Below are 24,814 nucleotides of genomic sequence, written 5' to 3'. Positions count from 1 at the left end.
TTTAATTGTTAATGATATCAAAGCCCTGCAATGCAGGGCTTTGTTGTATTTGAAAAGAATAAAAGTAGACTTTAAACATCGACTTTATAGTGTGATTGCAGCTTTTCATATTCTTCGCTTAGTCCTTTTTTATTGAATCTCTTAAAGCACCCTGCCTATTTCTCACCACAACACATAATCTTTTGCTCGCCTAGTCATTTCAATTTACAATATGGAAAAATACTAACTCGAATATTTCAGGAAGAGCTGCATGTACATGAGCACCGATGAGGTACGCCGCGCGTTCCTTAAGTTCTTTGAAAGCAAAGGACACCAAATTGTAGATAGTTCATCATTAGTTCCAGCTAATGACCCTACGTTACTATTTACCAATGCTGGTATGAACCAGTTCAAAGATTGTTTCTTAGGACTTGAAAAACGTAGCTACACTCGTGCGACAACCTCTCAGCGTTGTGTTCGTGCTGGTGGTAAGCATAACGATCTCGAAAATGTTGGTTTTACCGCTCGTCACCACACCTTTTTTGAAATGCTGGGCAATTTTAGTTTTGGTGATTACTTTAAGCGTGACGCGATTAAATTCGCATGGGAATTTCTAACCGAAGTTCTTCAGCTTCCTGCTGAGCGTCTACTTGTCACTGTATACGAAACCGATGATGAAGCATTCGATATCTGGAATAAAGAGATGGGCATCCCTGCTGATCGCATTGTTCGTATCGGAGATAAAAAAGGTGGAAAACCGTTTGAGTCAGATAACTTCTGGCAAATGGGTGACACTGGGCCTTGTGGTCCATGTTCTGAGATCTTCTATGATCACGGTGAACATATTTGGGGTGGCCGCCCAGGTACTCCAGAAGAAGATGGTGACCGATTCATTGAAATTTGGAACAACGTTTTCATGCAGTTCAACCGTCAAGCTGATGGAACAATGGAAGCATTGCCAAAACCATCAGTCGATACAGGTATGGGCATTGAGCGTATTTCTGCAATTATGCAGGGCGTACACTCAAACTATGAAATTGATGTATTCCAAACATTAATTAAAGCAGCGGCTGAAATTACAGGGCATGAAGACCTGTCAAATCAATCGCTACGAGTAGTCGCTGACCATATTCGTTCATGTGCGTTCTTGATTGTTGATGGCGTAATGCCTTCAAATGAAGGCCGTGGCTATGTTCTACGTCGTATCATTCGTCGTGCCGTTCGTCATGGTAATAAGCTTGGTGCACAAGGTTCATTCTTCCACAAACTTGTTGGTCCATTGGCTGAAGTAATGGGCACAGCAGGCGAAGAGTTGAAGAAACAGCAAGAGCTAGTTGAGAAAGTGTTACGCATTGAAGAAGAGAACTTTAGCCGCACTCTTGAGCGTGGCATGGTGATTCTTAACGAAGCTTTAGACAATCTTGATGGCAAAGTACTAGACGGTGAAACAGTATTTAAACTTTATGATACTTATGGTTTCCCTGCTGATTTGACGAACGATGTTGCACGTGAACGTGAATTTACGATTGATGAAGCTGGCTTTGAAAAAGCGATGGAAGCTCAACGTCAACGTGCACGTGAAGCCGGTCAGTTTAACACGGATTATAATGCCTCAATCAAAGTTGATAGCAATACAGAGTTCTGCGGTTACACTGCGACTCAAGGCGAAAGCTCGATTGTTGCTATGTTCGTAGACGCTGATGAAGTTGAAACGTTGAGTGCAGGTGATAAGGCGATTGTCATTCTGGACCAGACTCCATTTTATGCAGAGTCAGGCGGTCAATGTGGTGATGCGGGTACACTGAACACTCAATCAGGCGTATTTAAAGTTGTTGATACACAGAAGCTAGGTAATGCAATTGCTCATCATGGTGAGTTGGTTGAAGGCGTTCTAGCAAAAGAAGATAGCGTGTCAGCTAATGTGAATGCAGAGCGTCGTGTTGCGATCTCTCTTAACCACTCAGCAACTCACTTATTGCATGAAGCGTTACGCCAAGTACTTGGTGAGCACGTTGCACAGAAAGGCTCATTAGTTAAAGCTGATAACCTTCGTTTTGACTTCTCAAACCTTGAAGCGGTAACGCCAGCAGAGCTTAAAGAAGTTGAACGCTTAGTGAATGCTCAGATTCGTCGTAACCATACTATTGAAACCAATATTATGGATATTGAATCCGCGAAAGCAAAAGGTGCGATGGCGCTATTCGGCGAAAAATACGATGCAGAAGTTCGCGTACTCTCTATGGGAGATTTCTCTACTGAGCTTTGTGGTGGTATTCATGCTAATAATACTGGTGATATAGGCCTATTTAAGATTACCTCTGAAGGCGGCATCGCGGCTGGTATTCGTCGTATTGAAGCGGTTACTGGCGATTCAGCTTTAGACTTTATTGATTCTCAAAACAAAGCTTATGAAGCGAAAATTGCAGAGTCAGCACAAAAAGCGAAATCTTTGGAAAAAGAAATGCAGTTGCTGAAAGATAAAATGGCAGCAGCAGAAAGTGCCAATATTATGGGCAAAGTGACTGATATTTGCGGTGTGAAAGTCTTAGTTGCTGCTCTTGAAGGCGCGGATAACAAGAACCTTCGTACAATGTTAGACAATACTAAAAATCAGATTGGTAGCGGTATTATCCTTATTGCTAACGTTGCTGATAATAAAGTGGGTCTAATTGCTGGTGTGACGAAAGACCTGACTAGCAAAGTAAAAGCGGGTGATTTAGTTAAAATGGTTGCAGAGCAAGTTGGCGGTAAAGGTGGTGGTCGACCTGATATGGCGCAAGCGGGCGGTACAGACGTAGAAGCCTTACCAGAAGCATTGCAATCTGTTCAAGCTTGGTTAGAAGAGCGTTTATAATTACATTTAACCTCTAAAGTTAATGCCCAATCAAAGATAATTTGATTGGGCATAATTTATTGAGATTAACCAAGTGGTCTAATTGTCGAAGTTAGACTACTTGGTTAATTTTTTTGAACTAAATCTACTATCGATTTAGATGTGTTAATTCATGCGACTGCGGTCCTAGGAAGGTGAAGGCTGGTGAAAAAGCCCATAATTGTGCAAAAATTTGGTGGAACATCTGTAGGCTCTATAGAGAGAATGCATGTGGTGGCAGAACATATCATTAAAGCAAAAAATGATGGTAACCATGTCGTGGTTGTCGTTTCTGCTATGTCAGGTGAGACAAATCGTTTAATAAATTTAGCTCTAGAAGTTGATGACGTGCCTAATGCAAGAGAGCTAGATGTATTACTTTCAGCTGGTGAGCAAATGTCGATGGCTCTACTTGCTATGATCCTGAGTAAATTAGGGTATAGCACGACATCATTGACAGGATCTCAAGCTAAAATATTGACTGATAATCATCATAATAACGCGGCAATTAAACATATTGATACCGGACCTATTACTGAGCTTTTGAACGATGAACAGATCGTGATAGTTGCAGGCTTCCAAGGTATTAATTCCAAAGGGGATATCACTACACTCGGAAGAGGTGGGTCTGATACTAGTGCAGTTACTCTGGCTGGTGCGCTTGAGGCACAAGAGTGTCAAATATTTACAGATGTCGATGGCATTTATACATGTGATCCGCGAGTGGTAAAAAATGCTCGTAAAATTGACTGTATCGACTTTCCTGCAATGAAAGAGATGGCTCGAAAAGGCGCAAAAGTTCTTCATCTTCCATCTGTCTTATACGCTCATCAGTATAACGTGCCACTTAGGGTTCTTTCTACGTTTGAGGTTAACGACGGTAGTTTAGTTAGTGGAGACTCTTCTGAACGCTTAATTTCAGGGCTGGCATTAGAACACTGTTTGGTCATGATCCACGTTGAGCATTCGACGAGTGAAGCATTACAAAAGCAGTGTCAGATGCTGGGTATTGAAATATGGAGTGTGATCCAGGAAACAGATTGGACAGGAGTGGTCATTAAACAAGATGCTTACGCCAAGTTAGGGCTAGTTTTTGATGAGAAAATCCGTAATAGTGAAGCGGTAAGCTTGCTCACAGTTGTTGGTACTCAAGCGCAAAGAGTGCTGTCGGCGTCGATCGAGTTACTATTAGATCATGGAATCGATGTTCATCATCATTTTACAGAGCAGCGATCATTAATGCTGGTTTTGTGTCCAACTGTAGTTGAGAAAGCGGCTAACATACTTCATGATGCATATATAACGGAGCACGAAACCGAACTATTTCAGCAAAATCAGATGCATTTTGGTTAAATAAACAAATAGACAGTTTACGAAAATATAACTTTTGTTGATAATGGTTTCGTAGCAAGATAATTCAGAGATTACTCAAGGAGCAAAGAATGCTAATTTTGACTCGCCGTGTTGGCGAAACACTGATGATTGGTGATGAAGTGACAGTTACTGTGCTAGGTGTAAAAGGTAACCAAGTACGTATCGGTGTTAATGCACCGAAAGAAGTATCTGTTCACCGTGAAGAAATCTACATGCGCATTCAAGCAGAGAAAGGTAACGGCAACGTTACAACAGGCAACTACTAATTGGGTAGTGTTTGAGAAAAGGCTGGCAAATTTGCTGGCCTTTTTTGTGCGCGTAATTAAGTAGATAAGAACGAGAAACTTTCAAATGAAACCTACCTCGCAATTTGTCGATGTTTTTTCAGTTACACTGCTATTCGAGGCGTCAATCTCGACTTTAACGTGCGATTTTTCAACGCTTTGATTAAATAGGCAACGGTTGAGGTTTTTTTTGCAGTTTTTGCCAAGAAAATGTTTGACATATTTTTGGTAAATCGTAATATGTGCCTCCTCAAGACGGTGAGGTGGCCGAGAGGCTGAAGGCGCTCCCCTGCTAAGGGAGTATACGGTTTGTAGCCGTATCGAGGGTTCGAATCCCTCCTTCACCGCCATTCTTGAGACGTTGACTTACTTAGGTAAAGAAACAATTAGTGCGCGCGTAGCTCAGCTGGATAGAGTACCTGGCTACGAACCAGGCGGTCGGAGGTTCGAATCCTCCCGCGCGCACCATTATCTCCTTTGCAAGAGATAAAACAGTGAATATACAACGGTGAGGTGGCCGAGAGGCTGAAGGCGCTCCCCTGCTAAGGGAGTATACGGTTTGTAGCCGTATCGAGGGTTCGAATCCCTCCTTCACCGCCATTCATTGTATGCCCTTAGGGCTTTTTTTGTTTCGTAAGAAATGGAATGTGATAAGCTTCACAATAATTCTTTAGCAGGAATTACAGTGCGCGCGTAGCTCAGCTGGATAGAGTACCTGGCTACGAACCAGGCGGTCGGAGGTTCGAATCCTCCCGCGCGCACCATTATTACTCTCGTAAGAGAGACAAGCAGTGATTGATACAATCATTGTGTAACACCGATTTAGTGCGCGCGTAGCTCAGCTGGATAGAGTACCTGGCTACGAACCAGGCGGTCGGAGGTTCGAATCCTCCCGCGCGCACCATTATTACTCTCGTAAGAGAGGCAAGCAGTGATTGAAATAGTCATTGTGTAACACCGATTTAGTGCGCGCGTAGCTCAGCTGGATAGAGTACCTGGCTACGAACCAGGCGGTCGGAGGTTCGAATCCTCCCGCGCGCACCATTATTACTCTCGTAAGAGAGGCAAGCAGTGATTGATACAATCATTGTGTAGCACCGATTTAGTGCGCGCGTAGCTCAGCTGGATAGAGTACCTGGCTACGAACCAGGCGGTCGGAGGTTCGAATCCTCCCGCGCGCACCATTATTACTCTCGTAAGAGAGGCAAGCAGTGATTGATACAATCATTGTGTAACACCGATTTAGTGCGCGCGTAGCTCAGCTGGATAGAGTACCTGGCTACGAACCAGGCGGTCGGAGGTTCGAATCCTCCCGCGCGCACCATTATTACTCTCGTAAGAGAGGCAAGCAGTGATTGATATAATTATTGTGTAACACCGATTTAGTGCGCGCGTAGCTCAGCTGGATAGAGTACCTGGCTACGAACCAGGCGGTCGGAGGTTCGAATCCTCCCGCGCGCACCATTATTTCTCTTCTAGAGATTAAAAAGCCTCGCAATGCGAGGCTTTTTTGCATTTAACATCCCCATTACTTCTTGTTAGCTTGAATAATACAACCAATTGTTTTTATTAGTTAATCTCGGAAATTTTAACCTCATCTCACAATTGACCCCATTTCTTCAGTAATCTGGCAATATTCACTAGTTTTTTAGTCTAAAAAAGGCAATAAGATCAGATTTATGTGACTTAAGTGTACAAATATTCATCTGATTTGTGCTTTATATAGAACTCTTCCTTAAACAAAATTGACAAAGTTTTACCAATCGAGATAATCCTTTTGTCGGGATTTATAATCGTGGAGTCCTGCACATGTCAGGATGACGAAGAAAGGAAGCAACATGACACATATTGGAAGCCTGCTAGTAGATGCTGCAACCCTGATGGTTACGGGGATGTCGGTCGTCTTTATTTTCCTCACCATTCTAGTTTACGTAGTTCGGTTGATGTCCAAACTGGTACCAGAAGAAGTACCAGCACCGATCACACCTACCACTCAAAATAAAAAAGTTACATCAGAATCCTCTGCTATCAGCCCAAGTGTAGTAGCCGCGATTTCGGCAGCGGTACATCAATACCGTACCTCTACAGCTAAATAGCATTTGTAAGTATTAAAAGGAGTTAATGAGCATGTCTAAACCACTAGCGATCACAGATGTGGTACTTCGTGATGCCCACCAGTCACTATTTGCTACGCGTATGCGTATTGAAGATATGCTGCCTATTGCAGCAGAGCTGGATAAAGTTGGTTATTGGTCTCTTGAAACATGGGGTGGAGCGACGTTTGATTCGTGTATTCGATTTTTAGGGGAAGATCCTTGGGAACGTTTACGTGAATTAAAGAAAGCAATGCCAAATACACCAATGCAAATGCTATTACGAGGACAGAATTTACTCGGATATCGCCATTACGCAGATGATGTTGTTGAGAAATTTGTTGAGCGTGCGCATACCAATGGTATGGACGTATTTCGTATCTTCGATGCGATGAATGATGTGCGTAACTTTGAAACGGCTGTTAAGGCCACAATTAAAGTGGGTGGCCATGCGCAAGGTACACTCTCTTACACAACCAGCCCGGTTCATAATTCAGATACTTGGGTTGATCTGGCTAAGCGTTTAGAAGATCTTGGTTGCCACTCTCTATGCATTAAAGATATGTCAGGCTTACTGAAACCTTATGAAGCCGAAGAGTTGATAACACGTATTAAAGCGTCATGTGATGTTCCTTTGGCTCTTCATAGCCATGCTACGACAGGTTTATCAACGGCGACGGCTGTTAAAGCGGTAGAAGCGGGCATTGATATTTTAGATACGGCTATTTCATCAATGAGCTGTACTTATGGGCATACACCAACTGAAACCGTTGTTGCGATGCTTGAAGGAACAGAGCGTGATACAAATCTTAAACTTGAACAAATAGAGCCAATTGCGACATATTTTCGTGATGTTCGTAAAAAGTATGCGAAGTGGGAAGGGCAGATGAAAGGGGTGGACTCTCGCATCCTGATCGCTCAAGTACCTGGTGGCATGCTAACCAATATGGAAGGGCAGCTAAAAGAGCAAGGTGCAGCGGATCGTCTTGATGAAGTTCTGGAAGAGATCCCACGTGTACGTAAAGATTTAGGCTACATTCCTTTGGTGACACCGACGTCGCAAATTGTAGGGACTCAATCAGTAATTAACGTACTGACAGGTGAAAGATATAAGAGTATTACCAAAGAGACAGCTGGTGTTCTTAAAGGTGAATATGGAACGGCTCCAGCGCCCGTGAATGCCGAGTTACAAGCGAAAGTTCTCAATGGCGCAGAAGCGATCACTTGCCGACCTGCTGACTTGTTGGTTGACGAACTCGATACTTTAACAACAGACCTACTCAGCAAAGCGAAATCAGAAGGCATATCTTTAGCCGAAGATACCGTTGATGATGTCCTGACTTATGCGTTATTCCCTCAAGTTGGACTTAAATTCCTTAAAAACCGCCGTAACCCTGAAGCGTTTGAACCTGCTCCAACATTAGAATCAGCACAGGCTGCGACGGCTCCTGTTGCCGCGCCTGCATCTGTTGGTTCAGTGGAAACTTATAGCGTTAAAGTTGATGGTCAAGTTTACGATGTAGAAGTGGGTCCTCAAGGGCAATTGTCATCAGTCACTCCAGCAAAATCAGCAGCCCCTGCGGCTCCTGCTCCAGCAAGTGATAGTGAAGTTGTTCCAGCGCCTTTAGCGGGAAATATCTTCAAAGTGAATGTGCAAGCGGGTGCTGAAGTTGCTGAAGGCGACGTACTGCTATTGCTTGAAGCGATGAAGATGGAGACTGAAGTTAGAGCAGCTCGTGGTGGCATTGTTCAAGACTTACACGTTAAAGAGGGCGATGCTGTAGCTGTCGGTTCTCCACTACTAAGCTTGGCATAAGGGAGTACCATGGACGGATTAAAGATCTTATGGTCGGAAACAGGGATCGCAAACTTCGAATTTGGCCAGATTTGCATGATGCTTGTTGGCTGTATTCTGCTCTTTTTAGCTATCAAGAAAGGATTTGAGCCTTTACTACTATTGCCTATTGGTTTTGGTGCAGTATTAGCCAATATACCTAATGCCGGTTTTACTGATCCGGGTGGGTTACTTTACTACGTTTACCATGTTGGAATTGAAACGGGTGTCTTCCCGCTACTGATCTTCATGGGCGTAGGGGCTATGACGGATTTTGGTGCGTTGATCGCCAACCCTAAAACCCTATGGCTTGGAGCCGCAGCACAGTTTGGTATCTTCTCGACCCTATTTGGGGCGATATTACTTAACTATGTACCAGGAATGGAATTTTCGATGGCAGATGCATCATCGATTGCCATCATTGGTGGCGCAGATGGCCCAACCGCAATCTTTTTAGCAAGTAAGCTATCACCTGATTTGCTCGGAGCTATTGCGGTGGCAGCATATAGCTACATGGCGTTAGTACCGATTATTCAGCCTCCAATTATGAAAGCGTTAACCACGCCTGAAGAGCGTAAGATTAAAATGGCTCAACTGCGTCATGTTGGGAAAATGGAGAAAACTATATTCCCACTCGCCGTTTTGATTATGACGATCTTATTCTTACCTTCAGCAACGCCATTAGTTGGTATGTTCTGTTTGGGTAACTTAATGCGAGAAGCCGGTGTGGTGGATCGTCTATCCAAGACCGCCCAAAATGAGCTAATCAATATTGTGACAATATTTTTAGGCCTAGGTGTTGGTTCTAAACTGCAAGCTGATAAGTTCTTAAACTTTGAAACTTTAGGTATTTTAGCATTAGGGGCGGTTGCCTTTAGTATTGGTACGGCTGCGGGTGTACTGATGGCTAAATTACTCAATAAATACTCGAAAGAGGACATTAATCCATTGATTGGTGCGGCGGGTGTTTCTGCAGTACCAATGGCTGCAAGGGTGGTAAATAAGGTTGGTTTAGAAGCTAACCCACAAAACTTCCTACTTATGCATGCAATGGGGCCAAACGTAGCTGGTGTCTTGGGCTCAGCGGTAGCGGCGGGTATTTTGCTTGCTCTAGCGGGTTAACTTACGGTTAAATTGAGCGCTTATGCTTAACCTCTAAGCATGAAATGGTTTATAGTCAAAGGGATGCAATGGCATCCCTTTTTTATTGCCTGTTTCATGATGTATGCACCGCGAGGTGTTAAGTGTGATAAACATCAGTCAAAGTACAGTCGCAGTATGTATCAATCCAAGATTAGGGACTTTCTATGGAAAACAAGCAAATCGTAATCACTGAATTTGGTTCCGTTGAAACCTTGGCGGTGACAACCTCGCCTATTCCTGTACCAAAAGCGGACGAAGTGTTAGTCAAAGTCGCTTTCTCTGGTGTGAACCCCATTGATGTAAAAACACGGGCTGGCCTTGGCTGGGCAGCGGCACAAAATAAAGATAACCTTCCATGGGTTCCTGGATATGATATTTCAGGGAAAGTTGTCGCCTGTGGTGAAAAATCTAACCGACTTTCAATCAATGATAACGTTGCGGGTTTTGTTGGCTTTCCTCTTCAAGGGGGAGGCTATAGCCAATATATCTGTGTCGCCGAAACGGATTTGTGTAAAGTGCCAGATACGATCACCTTAGAAGCTGCCGCAGCACTGCCTTTAGCGGGACAAACTGCTGCGCAGGCCATCAATAAAGCAGAAGTGAAAGAGGGCGATAGAGTTCTAATTTTAGCTGGAGCTGGCGGAGTGGGACATCTCGCTGTACAAATTGCGGTTGCAGCTAAAGCTGAGGTATACACCACTTGCAGTGAGTCGAATTTAGATTACCTTGCGAACCTAGGCGCTCACGCAATTAACTATCAATTTGCTCCAGCTTCAGATCGTGTATCTGATGTCGATGTTTTGATTGACTTAGTCGGAGGCGATATCGCTTTAGATGCCCTTAAATGTTTAAAAGATGGCGCACGAGTTGTGACCGTTCCAACGTTGTCAGCAGAACTTATCTGTGAGAAAGCCAACCTTTTAGGTTTTACTGCAAGTGGTATGTTGGTTAAGCCTGACGTCGAACAATTTGATGCGTTGATGTACATGGTCAGCGTGGGTTTATTAAAAACTGAAATTCATCAAATCTATGAAATGGCTCAAGTCCAAGCGGCCCACCTTCAAATAGAAACTGGCCATACTCGCGGTAAGGTGCTGCTGGATATGCAATGCTAGAGTTTTTTAACGTACTGTTTGAAGATGTTGCATTATGGTTTTCAGATTCAGCATTGTGGGTACTTTTTTTTAGTGGCTTTTTGAGTGCAACCTTACTGCCTGGTGGTTCAGAAGCGAGCGTGATCGCCACACTCAGCCTGAACCAATTTTCAGTTTTAAGCATCATATTGATTGCGACCACAGGTAATACGCTTGGGGGGTTAACCAATTATTGGATCGGTATTTGGCTTCCTAATCGAACTGAGCAGGATAAACATGGTCATAAAGCATTAGCTTGGTTAAAAAAATATGGCTATTGGACGATGCTCTTAAGCTGGCTTCCCATCATAGGCGATCCGTTATGCCTTGCTGCTGGTTGGTTAAGGATGAAATTTTGGCCATGCGTGATTTTAATTTTTATCGGTAAAGCTTTGCGTTACTGTATTTTATCGGCTGTTTTTTTAGGGCTTTTTTAATGTATGTATCATCGTATATCGTTATTTGAACTATAGATTTTGTCTGTCGATCTCAGTATTTCACCGATGATATTTTTGCTATCAATTTTTAAGGAGAACCAATGAAAAAGGTTTGTCTTGGTGCTTTATCCCTCATCGCCCTCTATGGCTGCTCATCTCAAGTACCAGTATCGGTTCCTTTCTTCTCATCATTGCCTAAAGGCGTGACTCTTGTTGAAGAGGTCGACTCTAGCGCTGGCAAGGTCATGATCCCGTACTCAAAATATCAATTAGATAATGGGTTAACCGTCATTTTATCGCCTGATGATTCTGATCCTCTCGTTCATGTTGATGTGACTTATCACGTAGGCTCTGCCCGTGAAGAGATTGGTAAATCAGGCTTTGCGCATTTTTTTGAGCATATGATGTTTCAAGGATCTGAGCATGTGGGGGATCAGCAACACTTTAAGATCATTACCGAAGCCGGTGGAACACTTAATGGCACCACCAATCGAGATCGAACAAACTACTTCGAAACCGTGCCTTCGAACCAGTTAGAGAAAATGCTGTGGCTTGAATCGGATCGGATGGGTTTTCTATTAAATGCGGTTTCTCAGAAGAAGTTTGAGATACAAAGAGATACCGTAAAAAATGAACGAGCACAGAGCTACGATAACCGTCCATATGGTTTGATGTGGGAGAAAATGGGAGAAGCGCTTTATCCCGAAGGTCACCCTTATTCTTGGCAGACCATTGGTTACATTGAAGACCTAGATCGAGTTGATGTGAATGATCTTAAAGCATTCTTCTTGCGTTGGTATGGCCCAAATAATGCGGTAATTACCATTGGTGGTGATATTGATGTTGATCAAACATTAGAATGGGTGAATAAATACTTTGGATCGATCCCATCAGGGCCGGATGTTGAAAATGCACCCAAAGCACCAGCAATATTGACCGAAGATCGATACATCACATTAGAAGACCGAATTCGTCAGCCGATGGTTCTTATCGGTTGGCCTACCACTTATCGCGGAGACTCCAGCGAATCTTCAGTGAATGCACTGGCAAACGTGTTAGGTAGCGGCACCAATAGCTACTTATATCAAAACCTAATAAAGACGCAAAAAGCGGTAGATGCAGGTGCATTTCAAGATTGTGCAGAATTAGCCTGTACCCTTTACGTCTATGCCATGGGTGACTCTGGAGATAAAGGCGATCTTACCCATTTATATTCAGAAGTGATGGCTACACTTGAGCAGTTTGAAGCGCAAGGTGTTGAGCAAGAAAGACTTGATCAAATAACAGGTAGTGCAGAAGCGAATGCCGTTTTTGCATTGCAGAGTGTACGTGGGAAAGTGTCACAATTAGCGTCAAACCAAACATTTTATGGTCAGCCAGATCGATTAGAGTCTAAACTAAATCAGATTCGATCTGTCTCTCCTGAGTCGGTAGAAAAAGCCTACGATGATTTCATCAAAGGTAAAGCGAAAGTAACGTTAAGCGTTATTCCTAAGGGAGAACAAAAGCTAGCTGTCAGAAAAGCAACCTTTACCACTCCTGATCGAACGCTTCCTGAATATAAGAAAGTGACCGATGATCAACTTGTTTACCGTCGTGCAGTCGATGAGTTTGATCGCTCACAAATCCCCGAAGTTGCTCAAGCGGTAAAAGCTGAAATGCCGAGCCTATATAAGCTCCATTACACCAATGGTACTGAGTTACTTGGAACCGTGAGCAATGAAACGCCAACCGTACAATTGCAAATCCAACTTCCAGCAGGAGAGCGATATGTTCCACGAGGAAAAGAGGGGTTAGCAAATTTCACTGCCGCTATGATGGAAGAGGGGACTCAAGCTCACTCCATTGAAGCCCTTCAAGCACAATTGGATAGATTAGGTAGTACGATTAATATTAGTGCTGGCGCTTATACAACCAAGATCACCGTTTCATCTCTGAAGCAAAATTTATCGGAAACATTAGCGATTGTGGAAGAGCAACTCTTTACGCCTGCCTTTGAGCTAGACGATTTTGAGCGACTAAAAATGCAGATGTTAGAAGGTGTGGTTTATCAACACCAACAACCGAGCTGGATGGCTTCACAAGCGACGAGACAAGTGCTCTTCGGTGACTCTATCTTTGCACGCTCAAGTGATGGTACTGAGCAATCGATCAAATCAATCACGCTACAAGATATTAAAAACTTCTACCGAGATAACTACACGCCACAAGGTGCTCATATTATTGTTGTGGGAGATGTATCCAAACGTGAGATCAAAAAAGAGCTCTCTTTTATCGAAAGTTGGGAAGCTGAGGCAGCTCCGTTGCTGAGGCCACAAATTGTCAAGCCACTAACAGAGCAGAAACTTTATCTTGTTGATAAGCCGGGCGCTCCTCAAAGCATCGTTCGTATGGTGAGAAAAGGGCTGCCATTTGATGCCACTGGTGAGTTGTACTTAAGTCAATTGGCAAATTTTAACTTAGGCGGTAATTTCAATAGTCGCATAAATCAAAATTTACGTGAAGATAAAGGTTATACCTATGGTGCTGGTAGCTACTTTGCAAGTAATAGGGAGACCGGGGCCATCGTCTTTAATGCTCAAGTTCGTGCGGATGTGACGGTAGCATCTATTATTGAACTGCAAAATGAGTTACAAGAAATCAGTATTAGTGGACTGACCCAAGATGAAGTTGATTTTATGCGCTTGGCGGTAGGACAGCAGGACGCTTTGAAGTACGAAACGCCAGCTCAAAAAGCAATGTTGTTGAGTAACATCTTAGCATTTAGCTTAGACGAAGATTACTTACAGCAGCGCAACGACATTGTAGAAATGGTGGATAAAGAGACGTTGAACAATTTAGCCCGCAAATGGTTTGATCCAAACGACTACCAATTTATAGTGGTAGGAGATGCCAAAACCCTCAAACCTGAGCTAGAAAAATTGGATATTCCTGTCGTAGAGCTTGAAATTATCCATTAGAGCACACATTAAATAGGGAGAGGCCATATGTCTCTCTCGAAGCCTCTTTTACATGGGCCAACGAATTATAATGGTTCGAATAAGAACGATATAAGATAAGTGAACTGAATTTTGACTGATTTTGCTGCGCGACTTAAAAAAGTTGCAGATAATCCCGTTGTGTTTTCACAATTTGGCCGTGGTGTAGAGCGTGAAACATTACGTTATGGAAAAGATGGTCGTTTAGCATTAACGCCTCATCCGAAAAGCTTAGGTTCAGCGTTAACAAACGAATGGATCACCACTGACTTTTCTGAATCTTTACTGGAATTTATAACGCCAGTATCGAATGACGTGAACACACTATTGGCACAGCTTAAAGATGTGCATCACTTTACCCAAACCAAATTAGATAATGAGAAGTTGTGGCCTCTTTCCATGCCTTGCTATGTAGGCGACGAAGAGGATATTCAATTAGCTCAATATGGCTCATCAAATACAGGCAAAATGAAAACCTTATATCGTGAAGGTTTGAAACGCCGTTATGGCAGCCTGATGCAAATCATATCTGGTGTGCATTTTAACTTCTCATTCCCTGAATCATTTTGGGATGCATTATATGGTGAGCAGGTACAAAGCGATCGCGAAGCATCGAAGTCAGACGCTTACTTTGGATTAATTCGTAATTATTACCGCTTTGGTTGGTTGATCCCTTACTTCTTTGGCGCTTCACCTGCTTTGTGCTCTTCGTTTATTCAAGGGCGAGAAAGTAACTTGCCGTTTGAAAACATAGGCAAAACACTTTACTTACCGCAAGCAACATCATTGCGTTTAAGTGATTTGGGCTACACCAATAATGCACAAAGCTCATTGAAAATTGGCTTTAATGGTTTAGACCAATACTTGGAAGGGTTGAATCAAGCGATTCATACTCCTTCTGATGAATTTGCAGAAATCGGCATCAAAGTCGAAGGCGAACATCGCCAGTTGAACAGTAATGTTCTGCAAATTGAGAATGAATTGTATGCACCTATTCGTCCTAAGCGTGTTGCTAAGAGCGGTGAAAAACCGTCAGAAGCACTAGCCAGAGCTGGCGTTGAATACATTGAGGTTCGGTCTTTAGATGTGAATCCATTCAGCTCCATCGGCATAACAGACGATCAAGTGAGGTTTTTGGACCTGTTTTTAACTTGGAGCGTACTGTCAGACTCCGAAGAGATGAACAACTGCGAGTTAGAGTGCTGGCGTGACAATTGGAATAAAGTCATTTTAGAAGGTCGTAAGCCTGGTTTAGAGCTTCAAATTGGCTGTCATGGCGAAAAACTCACGCTACAGCAGTGGGCTAAGCGCGTGTTTGTTGATTTAATGGATATCGCAAAGCTGATGGATTCTGAGTTAGGTGGAACAGATTATCAAGATGTTTGCCATAAGCTATCAGGCTGGATTGATGAACCAGAACTTACCATTTCAGGTCAACTTTTAGAGAAGACGAAAGAGATGGGGGGGCTAGGTAATCTTGGTTGCGAACTAGGAAAAGCGTTCCGTGACGAGCACCTTCAGCATCAGTTTAAACATTATTCTGCGGAGTTAATGGAGCAAGAAGTGCAGCGTTCTATTGTTGCTCAAAAAGAGATTGAACAGTCGGATACCGCGAGTTTTGATGCATTTTTAAGTGATTATTTCTCATACCTGAATAGTGATGACAAATAATCGATAATAGCCAAGGATGTCATGTGTTTCGTTCAATTTTGATCGCAGTATTTGTTTTTACATTAGCGGGTTGTGCAACACCACCACCGAAAAAACAAAGTAACCTTTGTGAAATTTTTCGTGAAAACCCAAGCTGGTATGATGATGCTTTAGAGATGGAAGATGAGTGGGGTACTCCGATTAACGTCGCCATGGCATTCGTTAAACAAGAGAGTAGTTTTCGCCATGATGCGAGGCCTCCGAAAGACTACATTTTAGGTTTCATCCCGTGGGGTCGAGTGAGCAGTGCTTATGGCTACGCGCAAGCTCAGGACCCGGCGTGGGAAGACTTTCAGAAGGCAACGAATCATGGTGGTTCGAGAACGAATTTTGATGACTCATTAATGTTTGTTGGTTGGTATACAAGCGAGACTCAGCGTCAGCTAGGGATATCAAAGTGGGACCCTTATAATCAATATTTGGCTTACCATGAAGGCCGTGGTGGCTTCAAACGTAAAAGTTATCAAGGTAAACCTACACTGAAAAAAATCGCTCGAAAAGTCGAGCAGCAAGCAAAGAATTATGGTGGGCAGCTAAAACAGTGCCGACAAGAGCTAGAAGACAATCGCAGCTGGTTTTTTTAACTGGCTTGTTAGAGTAAATTGCAAGGAGATGAGCAATGCCGTTACTGGATAGTTTTACTGTCGATCATACCCGTATGAATGCGCCAGCGGTACGAGTAGCCAAGAAGATGCAAACCCCAAAAGGCGATACTATTACGGTGTTTGATTTGCGTTTTACGGCTCCAAATAAGGATATTTTGTCTGAACGAGGTATTCATACCTTAGAGCATTTATATGCTGGGTTCATGCGTGCACATTTAAACGATGAGTCGATCGAGATTATTGATATTTCACCGATGGGCTGTCGTACCGGTTTTTACATGAGCTTAATTGGTACACCTTCTGAAGAGCAAGTCGCAACTGCTTGGCTTGCCGCAATGAAAGATGTACTCAAAGTCGAGAGCCAAAATAAAATCCCAGAGCTAAATGAGTACCAGTGTGGAACGGCAAGCATGCACTCGCTGGAACAGGCTCAAGATATCGCTCAAGCCATCATTGATGCTGGAATTGAGGTGAATAAAAATGATGAATTGGCTCTACCTGAGTCTATGTTACAAGAGCTTAAAATAGATTGATTTTTTATCTCGAATAGACAGAGCATTAAAAAAGGGGTGATACATTCGTATCACCCCTTTTTTGTGGACTCATATAAATATGGCTCTGCTAAGCAGATTCTTCAAGTGAAGGAAAAACACGGACCAATTTAATGCGATTCTCTTCGAGTTCAACGATTTCCATTGGGTGGTTAGAGACCTGCACACTTAAGTGGCTTTCAGGAATATCTTCTAAATGTTCCAATATCAACCCGTTTAATGTTCTTGGTCCATCGGTAGGTAATGTCCATTTTAACCCTTTGTTGATATCTCGAATATTGGCACTGCCTTCAATTAAGAAACTGCCATCATTCTGTGGCGTGATCTCTTCCGATAAACTAGGCGCAATGGATGTTGTAAACTCACCGACAATCTCTTCTAAAATATCTTCTAAAGTGATTAAGCCATTAATGTCACCATACTCGTCGACAATCAGACCAATTCGCTCTTTATTGCGTTGGAATTTTAGAATTTGGACATTCAGTGGTGTCGCTTCCGGAATGTAATACACCTCATCGGCTGCTCGTAATAACGTTTCTTTGTTGAATTCATTTTTTTCAAGCATCAGACGGTACGCTTCACGTAGGCGAAGCATACCCACCACTTCATCTATTTGGTCTCGGTATAGCACTATGCGACCATGAGGTGAGTGAGTGAGTTGCCTAACGATCGATTTCCAGTCATCGTTAATATCGATACCAGTAATCTCATTACGCGGCACCATAATGTCATTCACCGTGACATGCTCTAAATCTAAGATAGACACCAACATATCTTGGTGACGGCGTGGAATAAGATTCCCCGCTTCATTCACGACGGTTCTTAATTCTTCAGAGCTTAGGTGATCTTTCGCGCCATGTTTAACTTTTATCCCAAGCACTCGGATAAAGCCGTTAGTAATAAAGTTGACTAAAATGACGAGGGGCGACAGAAGTTTCATTAAGATGCCAAGCAGGATACTACTCGCATATGACACTTTTTCTGGATAAAGTGCTGCTAACGTTTTTGGTGTCACCTCAGCAAAAACGAGTACGACCATAGTCAACGCACCAGTCGCAATGGCAACCCCAAGATCCCCATACAGCCTCATGCCAATGATCGTGGCAATCGCTGAGGCTAAAATATTGACAAGGTTGTTACCGATTAAGATTAGGCCAATAAGACGATCAGGTCGGCTCAATAGCTTTTCTACACGTTTCGCCCCTTTATGACCAGTACTGGCTAAATGCTTTAGGCGGTAACGATTCAGAGACATCATCCCAGTTTCTGAACCTGAAAAATAACCTGAAATAACAATGAGACACGCGAGTAGCGCAAATAAGATACCCGTAGATATGTCGTCCAAAACTATTTTATTCCTTTTTATATAGCTGCTTAATTAATGACCGAAGATGGTCGTGATGTCAATTTTTTATGAATGTCGATTTTTTGATAAAACAAAGGTGCAATCAATGCACCTTCATTCAATGATATTAGGCACCGTAATGCACTAGTTTAAAATGATTTCTCGCACGAATCGGCTACCAAAATAGGCAAGAGTTAGCAAAGTGGCACCAGCAACGGCAAACCAAGTGACTTTCCTTCCGCGCCATCCTTTATGGTAGTGACCCCATAAAAGTACAGAGTAAATAATCCAAGCAATAAAAGAGAGAATACCTTTATGCGCTTTCCCTTGAGCAAACATATCTTGTACGAACACAAAACCAGTGATTAAGGTTCCGGTTAATAATGCTGTTCCAATTAAAATGATCTTGAAAAGTTGTCTTTCAACCATCATTAAAGGGGGAAGGTTTGGATTAATAGACAGTGCTTTCTTATTTTTCAGTTTGTAATCTAACCAGGCTAATTGAAGTGCATATAAAGCACCAATGGTTAGAGTTGAATAAGAAAATAGAGCAAAAGAGATATGAATCAGTAGTTTTGGATCATTTTCAAGGTGGGTAACAAAGGTGCTTGGTAAAAATGTGGCGGCACTTAAATTGATAGCAGCAAAACTATAAACCACAGGTAATAAGAACCACAGGCGGGTTTTTAGCATGGCAGCACTCATGACCACTGAGATAATAAAGCTTATCAAAGAGGCAACGTTGAGAATACTTAAGTTCTGCCCTGAGCCATTCAGAATCAGATCGCTGAGTAACCAAGCATGAAAAAGCAACGCCAAAGAAGCGCTAACTAATACCGTTTTTGCTCGGATCCCGGTTTGATGTGCAAGGCCCGGTACGATCATCGCGATTGCCATCACGTAGAGAATCGCTGCAACTATAGCAATTAAGCTGTCCATGTTTCCTACAAAAATGATTGTCTAATGAAGGAATTATACCCTGCATCCGTCTATGGGGCTATGGGCTAAACCAATAGAATTGATTCTGAGCAAGTTCTCAGTTCCTAACACTACTTAAAAAGAAGCCTTCAGCAACGGGTATGACTCTTTTCATGGCTAAGGTATACTAAACGTAATACATCGCATTAATGAGCGAAGAGATAGATATGTTTGAGAATTTAACTGATCGATTATCCAAGACGCTGAAGAACATCAGCGGTAAAGGTCGACTGACCGAAGATAATATTAAAGAAACACTACGTGAAGTCCGCATGGCGCTTCTTGAGGCAGACGTTGCCCTTCCTGTTATTCGTGATTTCGTAAAGCGCGTAAAAGAGGGCGCGGTTGGAGTAGAGGTTTCTAAATCGCTCACTCCGGGTCAAGAGTTCATAAAAATAGTTCAGTCAGAGCTTGAAGCTGTGATGGGCGAATCTAATGAAGCGTTAGATTTAGCCGCTCAGCCTCCAGCCGTCATTTTAATGGCAGGTTTACAAGGTGCAGGTAAAACCACCAGTGTGGCTAAGCTGTCGAAGTTACTGACAGAAAGAGATAAGAAGAAAGTGCTTGTGGTTTCTGCCGATGTATATCGTCCGGCAGCGATCAAACAACTTGAAACACTTGCGGGTGAAGTGGGTGTTGATTTCTTCCCATCATCGGCAGATCAAAAACCATTGGTTATTGCTAATGCTGCTATTGATCATGCGAAGAAGAAATTCTATGACGTACTAATTGTCGATACCGCAGGTCGCCTTGCTATCGATGAAGATATGATGTCAGAGATTCAAGATCTGCATACAGCCATCACTCCGGTAGAAACTCTATTTGTTGTTGATGCAATGACCGGTCAAGATGCGGCAAACACCGCGAAAGCCTTTGGTGATGCTCTTCCTCTTACTGGTGTGATTCTGACTAAAGTCGATGGTGATGCGCGTGGTGGTGCTGCTTTATCGGTGCGTCATATCACAGGTAAACCGATTAAATTCTTAGGTGTAGGTGAAAAAACTGATGCTTTAGAACCATTCCACCCTGAGCGTGTTGCATCACGTATCCTTGGAATGGGTGACGTATTGTCACTGATCGAAGACTTACAGCGTAATGTCGATACAGAAAAAGCTGAAAAGTTAGCGAAGAAGTTTAAAGAAAAGAAAGGCTTTGATTTAGAAGATTTCCGTGAACAGCTTGGTCAGATGCAAAATATGGGCGGCATGATGGGGATGATGGATAAGCTCCCTGGAATGAGTAACCTGCCAGATAACATCAAAGATAAAGTTGATGACAAAATGTTTAAGCAGATGGAAGCGATCATTAGCTCTATGACAATGAAAGAGCGCCTGCACCCTGAATTGATCAAAGGATCGCGTAAAAAACGTATTGCGGCAGGTTCTGGTACTCAAGTGCAAGATGTTAACCGTCTACTTAAACAGTTCACTCAAATGCAGAAAATGATGAAAAAAATGCAGAAGGGTGGAATGAAAGGAATGATGCGCAACATGCAAGGCATGATGGGCGGCATGGGAGGAATGGGTGGTATGGGCGGCTTCGGAAGATAATTCTGTCGCCTAATTTATCAATCTGTTAGCTCTGTCACAGAAAGTTTACGAACTCGATAGTGGCGAAAAAATAACTAAAGCCCTTGCATTGACTCTGAATAAGAGTAAAATTCCGGGGCTTTAATTTGGCACGAGACCCCAAGCTATTTCGTTAAGAAAATGGTTATTGGGGTTAATTTTATTTTTAAGAAAGCAAAGAGGACGATATGGTTACCATTCGTTTGGCACGTCACGGCGCGAAGAAGCGTCCATTTTATCAAATCGTAGTAGCGGACAGCCGTAATTCTGTAACTGGCCGTTTCATCGAGAAAGTAGGTTTCTTTAACCCTACTGCAACTGGCCAAGAAGAAGGCCTACGTTTAGATCTAGATCGCGTTAACCACTGGGTTGGTCAAGGTGCATCTCTATCTGACCGTGTTGCTAAGCTAGTTAAAGACGCTCAAAAAGCGGCTTAATTCTTTATTTATAGAGAAATAGCTTATGTCGATGAAGGATAAAGAATCAATGAGTGAGCAAAACGAAAGAATTGTGGTGGGTAAACTTGGGTCTACTTACGGCATTCGTGGCTGGCTTAAAGTATTCTCCTACACAGACAATGCTGAAAGTATTTTTGATTATGCTCCTTGGTATTTAAACCAAAAGGGCAAATGGGTTGAGTACAAAGTAGAAAGCTGGAAACGTCATGGTCAAGGCTATGTATGTAAACTAGCAGGGTTAGAAGTTCGTGAAGAAGCGCAACTGATGACTAATTTCGAAATTGCTATTGACCCAGCCTCATTACCAGAGTTGTCAGAAGAAGAATTCTACTGGCGTGAATTGTTTGGTATGCAAGTCGTAACCACTAAGGGATATTCTCTTGGTGAGGTCACTGACCTATTAGAGACGGGCTCCAACGATGTTCTTGTAGTGAAAGCTAATCTTAAAGATGCTTTTGGCCAAAAGGAACGGTTAATCCCGTACCTTGAAGAGCAAGTGATCAAAAATGTTGATCGCGAAGCTCGCCGGATCGAAGTTGACTGGGATCCTGGTTTCTAACTCCTTATAACGTATAGAGCGAGAGAACACATGTGGGTTGGCATTATTAGCCTATTTCCTGAAATGTTCCGTTCAGTTACCGACTTCGGAGTAACAGGTCAAGCGGTAAAAAAAGGTCTTTTGTCTATTGAGACTTGGAATCCTCGTGATTTCACTCATGACAAACATCGCACTGTTGATGATAGACCTTACGGTGGTGGTCCTGGCATGTTAATGATGGTTCAGCCTTTGCGCGATGCTATCCAAACAGCTAAGAAATCATCTCCGGGAAAGACGAAAGTGATTTACCTTTCTCCTCAAGGTCGAAAACTCGACCAACAGGGAGTTGAAGAATTGGCAACAAGTGAGAACTTGCTTCTTATTTGTGGTCGATACGAAGGGGTAGATGAGCGCATTATTCAATCCGAAGTTGACGAAGAATGGTCAATTGGTGATTTTGTAATGACAGGGGGCGAACTGCCTGCCATGACGTTAATTGACTCTGTATCTCGGTTTATTCCAGGGGTATTAGGGGATTTTGCTTCAGCAGAAGAGGATTCTTTTGCAAATGGCTTGTTAGATTGTCCACATTACACGCGTCCTGAAGTGTTGGATGGAGCAGAAGTACCAGTGGTACTGAAATCCGGAAATCACCAAGACATTCGTCGCTGGCGATTGAAACAATCGTTAGGCCGTACTTGGCTTAGAAGACCAGAGCTTCTGGAAAACCTAGCTCTGACTGACGAACAGGAACAATTACTGGCTGAATTCGTAAAAGAGCAACGTCTCTCAACGAAAAGCAAGCAGTAACCTATTAAATTTAGTATCAGTTTATTCTAGGGTATTTACAAATGAGTAATATCATCAACGCTCTTGAGCAAGAGCAAATGAAATCAGACCTTCCTAAATTCGCACCAGGTGATACTGTTGTAGTTAAGGTTAAGGTAAAAGAAGGTGACCGTGAGCGTCTACAAGCGTTCGAAGGTGTTGTGATCGCTATTCGTAACCGTGGTCTACACTCTGCATTTACAGTTCGTAAAATCTCGAACGGTGAAGGCGTAGAGCGTACATTCCAAACTCACTCACCAATTGTTGACGGCATCGAAGTTAAACGCCGTGGTGCAGTACGTCGTGCCAAGTTGTACTACCTACGTGAGCGTTCTGGTAAGTCTGCTCGTATTAGAGAGAAACTTGCTAAGAAGTAATTCTTTTTGCATTCTCATAATAAAAGCGGAGCCTCATGGCTCCGCTTTTTTGTTTCTGAATCATGGCATTTATTGGGTGATGCTAGCTAAATCGATAAGTTGCCATCCAGTGGATTAATAAGGATCTTCAGACCAGCCATCAGAATCGGACATATCTGGTGCGCCTGGAATTGAATTTTCTTCGTCCGCCCACTCTCCAAAATCAATCATTTGACACTGTTTGCTACAGAAAGGACGATGAGGACTTTGCTCTCCCCATTCTACGTCAGCTTCACATTGGGGGCATTTTACGATGGTTGGTTTGTTCGACATCTTTCTTCCTGATCTGAGAGTTTAGTATTTAACTCTAACTACAAATTGCTAACTCAAATTCTACGTCTTGAGTGCCTGCTTGACCAGTTTCAAATGACATAAACTTAATCGCGAAACGGTTCTTGTGGCCAGAAATCATTGGATAGACACCATAATCGAGCGGAATAGACAGGCGCAGGATATTGGCTTCTTCAGCATCACTTTGGAAAAAACCACTACGAGCAATTTGCGGTTTAAAATGACCAGTCTCACGGGTTAGCTTTAACCACAAGCTGAGCGCGTCGGAAAGAGGTCGCAATGTACTCGTCCAAAGCTTTGCGTCTCTGGTTTTTTTATCTAAAGGAAGGTGAAGCCAGTAATGCAGTGCCGGAAGATCAAAACAGCACGAACCACCCGGAAGGTTAAAGCGTTGGCGAATTGCACTGAGGAAGCGTTCTTCTTTTAGAGATTGCCCAAAGCGTTCAGCTGCCATCAAGTTGCGATGGATACTATCCACCTCTTTTAAAACGCTGAGTAACATTTCTTGATCAACACCATCGACGTTTAACCAGCTTTTGTAAGTTTGACGCTGCTTCTCAATATCTTTTGCAAGCTCACTTTTCAGTTGGATTTGCTCAAATATTTCAAGCAGATCGAAAAGAGAACGGAAAAACAATTGGTACTGTTGACCATCCTCAAATGTAGAAGACAGGTGCAGTTGCCTGAGGAGAGATTCTACTCTCAGGTAAATACGAGTCTTTTCATTTAATGGGTGTTCAAATCTGTGGGTGGTCATCTAACTAAGCCTTAGGTCTGTTCCGTTCTATTTTGACTGATTTTCTCTACAAATAGCCAGATACTTTTGGTGTAATTCTGTGACTTGAGACAAAATTCCCCCGTTTTTCGTATCATTTTTAACCACGTCATCAGCGAATTGCAATCGTTGCTGCCTGGTCGCTTGTGATTTCAAGATAGATTCAGCTTGCTGGAGTGACACATTGTCTCTTGAAATGGTTCGCTCTAGCTGGGTCTGTTCACTTACATCGACCACTAGGATACGATCTACCATTGACTGAAGCTTGTTTTCGATGAGCAGTGGAGCAACAAGTAATGCATAAGGGGAGGTGACTTGATTTAAATCCGCTAGCATCTTTTCGCGGATCATGGGATGCAGCAATTCATTCAACCAAGCTTTATCATTGGGATCGGAAAAAATCCGTTCTCTTAATCTCGCTCGGTTTAATTCGCCATTATCGAAGAGAACGTCGTAACCAAAATGTTGAGCGATCTTTTCAATACCAACAGTCCCGGGCTCAACAACTTGACGAGCGACGATATCCGCATCGACAACATCAATATTAAATTGAGAGTGAAAAAGATTGGATACCGTTGTTTTACCGCTGGCGATCCCACCGGTTAAACCAATAATTAGAGCCAT

Annotated in this window: 22 protein-coding genes and 9 tRNA genes; 26 read left to right on the top strand and 5 right to left on the bottom strand. The window is 42.9% G+C overall.

Features of this window, described 5'->3' with window-relative positions:
- Positions 1-250 precede the first annotated feature (250 nt).
- The 21 genes from alaS to luxS all read left to right on the top strand — a co-directional run bounded on the left by alaS (position 251) and on the right by luxS (position 16,975).
- Positions 251-2,833, top strand: a complete 2,583-nt coding sequence (gene alaS, locus L4C39_RS07310) for an alanine--tRNA ligase (RefSeq protein WP_429745183.1) — start codon at positions 251-253, stop codon at positions 2,831-2,833.
- 183 nt (positions 2,834-3,016) lie between these two features.
- A complete protein-coding gene (locus L4C39_RS07305; RefSeq protein WP_429745181.1) occupies positions 3,017-4,204 on the top strand; it encodes an aspartate kinase in 1,188 nt (395 codons plus the stop codon).
- 89 nt (positions 4,205-4,293) lie between these two features.
- Positions 4,294-4,491: a carbon storage regulator CsrA gene (gene csrA, locus L4C39_RS07300; protein WP_017054190.1), complete on the top strand. Its 198-nt coding sequence runs from the start codon at positions 4,294-4,296 to the stop codon at positions 4,489-4,491.
- Positions 4,492-4,766: 275 nt separating this feature from the next.
- Positions 4,767-4,859, top strand: a tRNA-Ser gene (locus tag L4C39_RS07295).
- A gap of 41 nt (positions 4,860-4,900) precedes the next feature.
- Positions 4,901-4,977, top strand: a tRNA-Arg gene (locus L4C39_RS07290).
- Positions 4,978-5,016: 39 nt separating this feature from the next.
- Positions 5,017-5,109: transfer RNA gene (locus L4C39_RS07285), tRNA-Ser, on the top strand.
- An 87-nt stretch (positions 5,110-5,196) separates the two neighbouring features.
- Positions 5,197-5,273 (top strand) — tRNA-Arg (locus L4C39_RS07280).
- Positions 5,274-5,336: 63 nt separating this feature from the next.
- Positions 5,337-5,413: transfer RNA gene (locus L4C39_RS07275), tRNA-Arg, on the top strand.
- 63 nt (positions 5,414-5,476) lie between these two features.
- A tRNA-Arg gene (locus tag L4C39_RS07270) sits at positions 5,477-5,553 on the top strand.
- Positions 5,554-5,616: 63 nt separating this feature from the next.
- Positions 5,617-5,693, top strand: a tRNA-Arg gene (locus L4C39_RS07265).
- Between the two features lie 63 nt (positions 5,694-5,756).
- A tRNA-Arg gene (locus L4C39_RS07260) sits at positions 5,757-5,833 on the top strand.
- 63 nt (positions 5,834-5,896) lie between these two features.
- Positions 5,897-5,973, top strand: a tRNA-Arg gene (locus L4C39_RS07255).
- 374 nt (positions 5,974-6,347) lie between these two features.
- Positions 6,348-6,605, top strand: a complete 258-nt coding sequence (locus tag L4C39_RS07250) for an oxaloacetate decarboxylase subunit gamma (protein WP_017054189.1) — start codon at positions 6,348-6,350, stop codon at positions 6,603-6,605.
- Between the two features lie 31 nt (positions 6,606-6,636).
- Positions 6,637-8,418 (top strand): sodium-extruding oxaloacetate decarboxylase subunit alpha, encoded by a 1,782-nt coding sequence (oadA, locus tag L4C39_RS07245; RefSeq protein WP_113799285.1) that lies wholly within the window; start codon positions 6,637-6,639, stop codon positions 8,416-8,418.
- A 9-nt stretch (positions 8,419-8,427) separates the two neighbouring features.
- Positions 8,428-9,558 carry a sodium ion-translocating decarboxylase subunit beta gene (locus tag L4C39_RS07240; RefSeq protein WP_017054187.1) on the top strand — a complete coding sequence of 377 codons (1,131 nt, stop codon included), beginning with the start codon at positions 8,428-8,430 and terminating at the stop codon, positions 9,556-9,558.
- Between the two features lie 185 nt (positions 9,559-9,743).
- Positions 9,744-10,694 carry an NADP-dependent oxidoreductase gene (locus tag L4C39_RS07235; RefSeq protein ID WP_429745177.1) on the top strand — a complete coding sequence of 317 codons (951 nt, stop codon included), beginning with the start codon at positions 9,744-9,746 and terminating at the stop codon, positions 10,692-10,694.
- Entirely contained in the window at positions 10,688-11,149 is a 462-nt protein-coding gene (locus tag L4C39_RS07230; RefSeq protein WP_429745175.1) for a YqaA family protein, read from the top strand. The genes L4C39_RS07235 and L4C39_RS07230 overlap by 7 nt, the downstream gene beginning before the upstream one ends.
- A 101-nt stretch (positions 11,150-11,250) precedes the next feature.
- Complete coding sequence (locus L4C39_RS07225; RefSeq protein WP_429745173.1) at positions 11,251-14,109, top strand: M16 family metallopeptidase; 2,859 nt, start codon at positions 11,251-11,253, stop codon at positions 14,107-14,109.
- A gap of 111 nt (positions 14,110-14,220) precedes the next feature.
- A complete protein-coding gene (gene gshA, locus L4C39_RS07220; protein WP_113799278.1) occupies positions 14,221-15,798 on the top strand; it encodes a glutamate--cysteine ligase in 1,578 nt (525 codons plus the stop codon).
- Positions 15,799-15,821: 23 nt separating this feature from the next.
- Complete coding sequence (locus tag L4C39_RS07215; protein ID WP_017054182.1) at positions 15,822-16,421, top strand: transglycosylase SLT domain-containing protein; 600 nt, start codon at positions 15,822-15,824, stop codon at positions 16,419-16,421.
- Positions 16,422-16,456: 35 nt separating this feature from the next.
- Positions 16,457-16,975 (top strand): S-ribosylhomocysteine lyase, encoded by a 519-nt coding sequence (gene luxS, locus L4C39_RS07210; protein ID WP_113799274.1) that lies wholly within the window; start codon positions 16,457-16,459, stop codon positions 16,973-16,975.
- An 88-nt stretch (positions 16,976-17,063) separates the two neighbouring features.
- Here the strand turns inward: luxS and L4C39_RS07205 are convergent, their stop codons facing one another.
- Both L4C39_RS07205 and L4C39_RS07200 read right to left on the bottom strand, forming a co-directional pair.
- Positions 17,064-18,338 (bottom strand): HlyC/CorC family transporter, encoded by a 1,275-nt coding sequence (locus L4C39_RS07205; RefSeq protein ID WP_017054180.1) that lies wholly within the window; start codon positions 18,336-18,338, stop codon positions 17,064-17,066.
- A 144-nt stretch (positions 18,339-18,482) separates the two neighbouring features.
- Positions 18,483-19,277, bottom strand: coding sequence for a cytochrome C assembly family protein (locus tag L4C39_RS07200; RefSeq protein ID WP_171755913.1), 795 nt, complete (start codon positions 19,275-19,277; stop codon positions 18,483-18,485).
- 206 nt (positions 19,278-19,483) lie between these two features.
- Between L4C39_RS07200 and ffh the strand changes: the two genes are divergently transcribed.
- The 5 genes from ffh (at position 19,484) to rplS (ending at position 23,085) form a co-directional block, all read left to right on the top strand.
- On the top strand, positions 19,484-20,866 hold the full coding sequence (gene ffh / locus L4C39_RS07195) for a signal recognition particle protein (protein ID WP_029203537.1): 1,383 nt from the start codon (positions 19,484-19,486) through the stop codon (positions 20,864-20,866).
- Between the two features lie 206 nt (positions 20,867-21,072).
- Positions 21,073-21,321 carry a 30S ribosomal protein S16 gene (gene rpsP / locus L4C39_RS07190; RefSeq protein WP_113799271.1) on the top strand — a complete coding sequence of 83 codons (249 nt, stop codon included), beginning with the start codon at positions 21,073-21,075 and terminating at the stop codon, positions 21,319-21,321.
- A gap of 25 nt (positions 21,322-21,346) precedes the next feature.
- Positions 21,347-21,901, top strand: coding sequence for a ribosome maturation factor RimM (gene rimM / locus L4C39_RS07185; RefSeq protein WP_113799269.1), 555 nt, complete (start codon positions 21,347-21,349; stop codon positions 21,899-21,901).
- Between the two features lie 30 nt (positions 21,902-21,931).
- Positions 21,932-22,690, top strand: coding sequence for a tRNA (guanosine(37)-N1)-methyltransferase TrmD (gene trmD / locus L4C39_RS07180; protein WP_113799267.1), 759 nt, complete (start codon positions 21,932-21,934; stop codon positions 22,688-22,690).
- Positions 22,691-22,731: 41 nt separating this feature from the next.
- Positions 22,732-23,085: a 50S ribosomal protein L19 gene (rplS, locus tag L4C39_RS07175; RefSeq protein ID WP_113799265.1), complete on the top strand. Its 354-nt coding sequence runs from the start codon at positions 22,732-22,734 to the stop codon at positions 23,083-23,085.
- Positions 23,086-23,199: 114 nt separating this feature from the next.
- Here the strand turns inward: rplS and yacG are convergent, their stop codons facing one another.
- The 3 genes from yacG to coaE are packed head-to-tail and all read right to left on the bottom strand — an operon-like array spanning position 23,200 to position 24,814.
- Positions 23,200-23,397, bottom strand: coding sequence for a DNA gyrase inhibitor YacG (gene yacG / locus L4C39_RS07170; protein ID WP_017054173.1), 198 nt, complete (start codon positions 23,395-23,397; stop codon positions 23,200-23,202).
- Between the two features lie 34 nt (positions 23,398-23,431).
- Positions 23,432-24,172 (bottom strand): cell division protein ZapD, encoded by a 741-nt coding sequence (gene zapD, locus L4C39_RS07165; protein WP_017054172.1) that lies wholly within the window; start codon positions 24,170-24,172, stop codon positions 23,432-23,434.
- Positions 24,173-24,199: 27 nt separating this feature from the next.
- On the bottom strand, positions 24,200-24,814 hold the full coding sequence (coaE, locus tag L4C39_RS07160) for a dephospho-CoA kinase (protein ID WP_017054171.1): 615 nt from the start codon (positions 24,812-24,814) through the stop codon (positions 24,200-24,202).

The organism is Vibrio clamense, assembly GCF_050337905.1.
GTDB classification, from domain to species: Bacteria; Pseudomonadota; Gammaproteobacteria; order Enterobacterales; family Vibrionaceae; genus Vibrio; species Vibrio cortegadensis.
The sequence above is the reverse complement of the archived record's forward strand: the minus strand, read 5'-3'. Positions and strand labels throughout refer to the sequence as shown.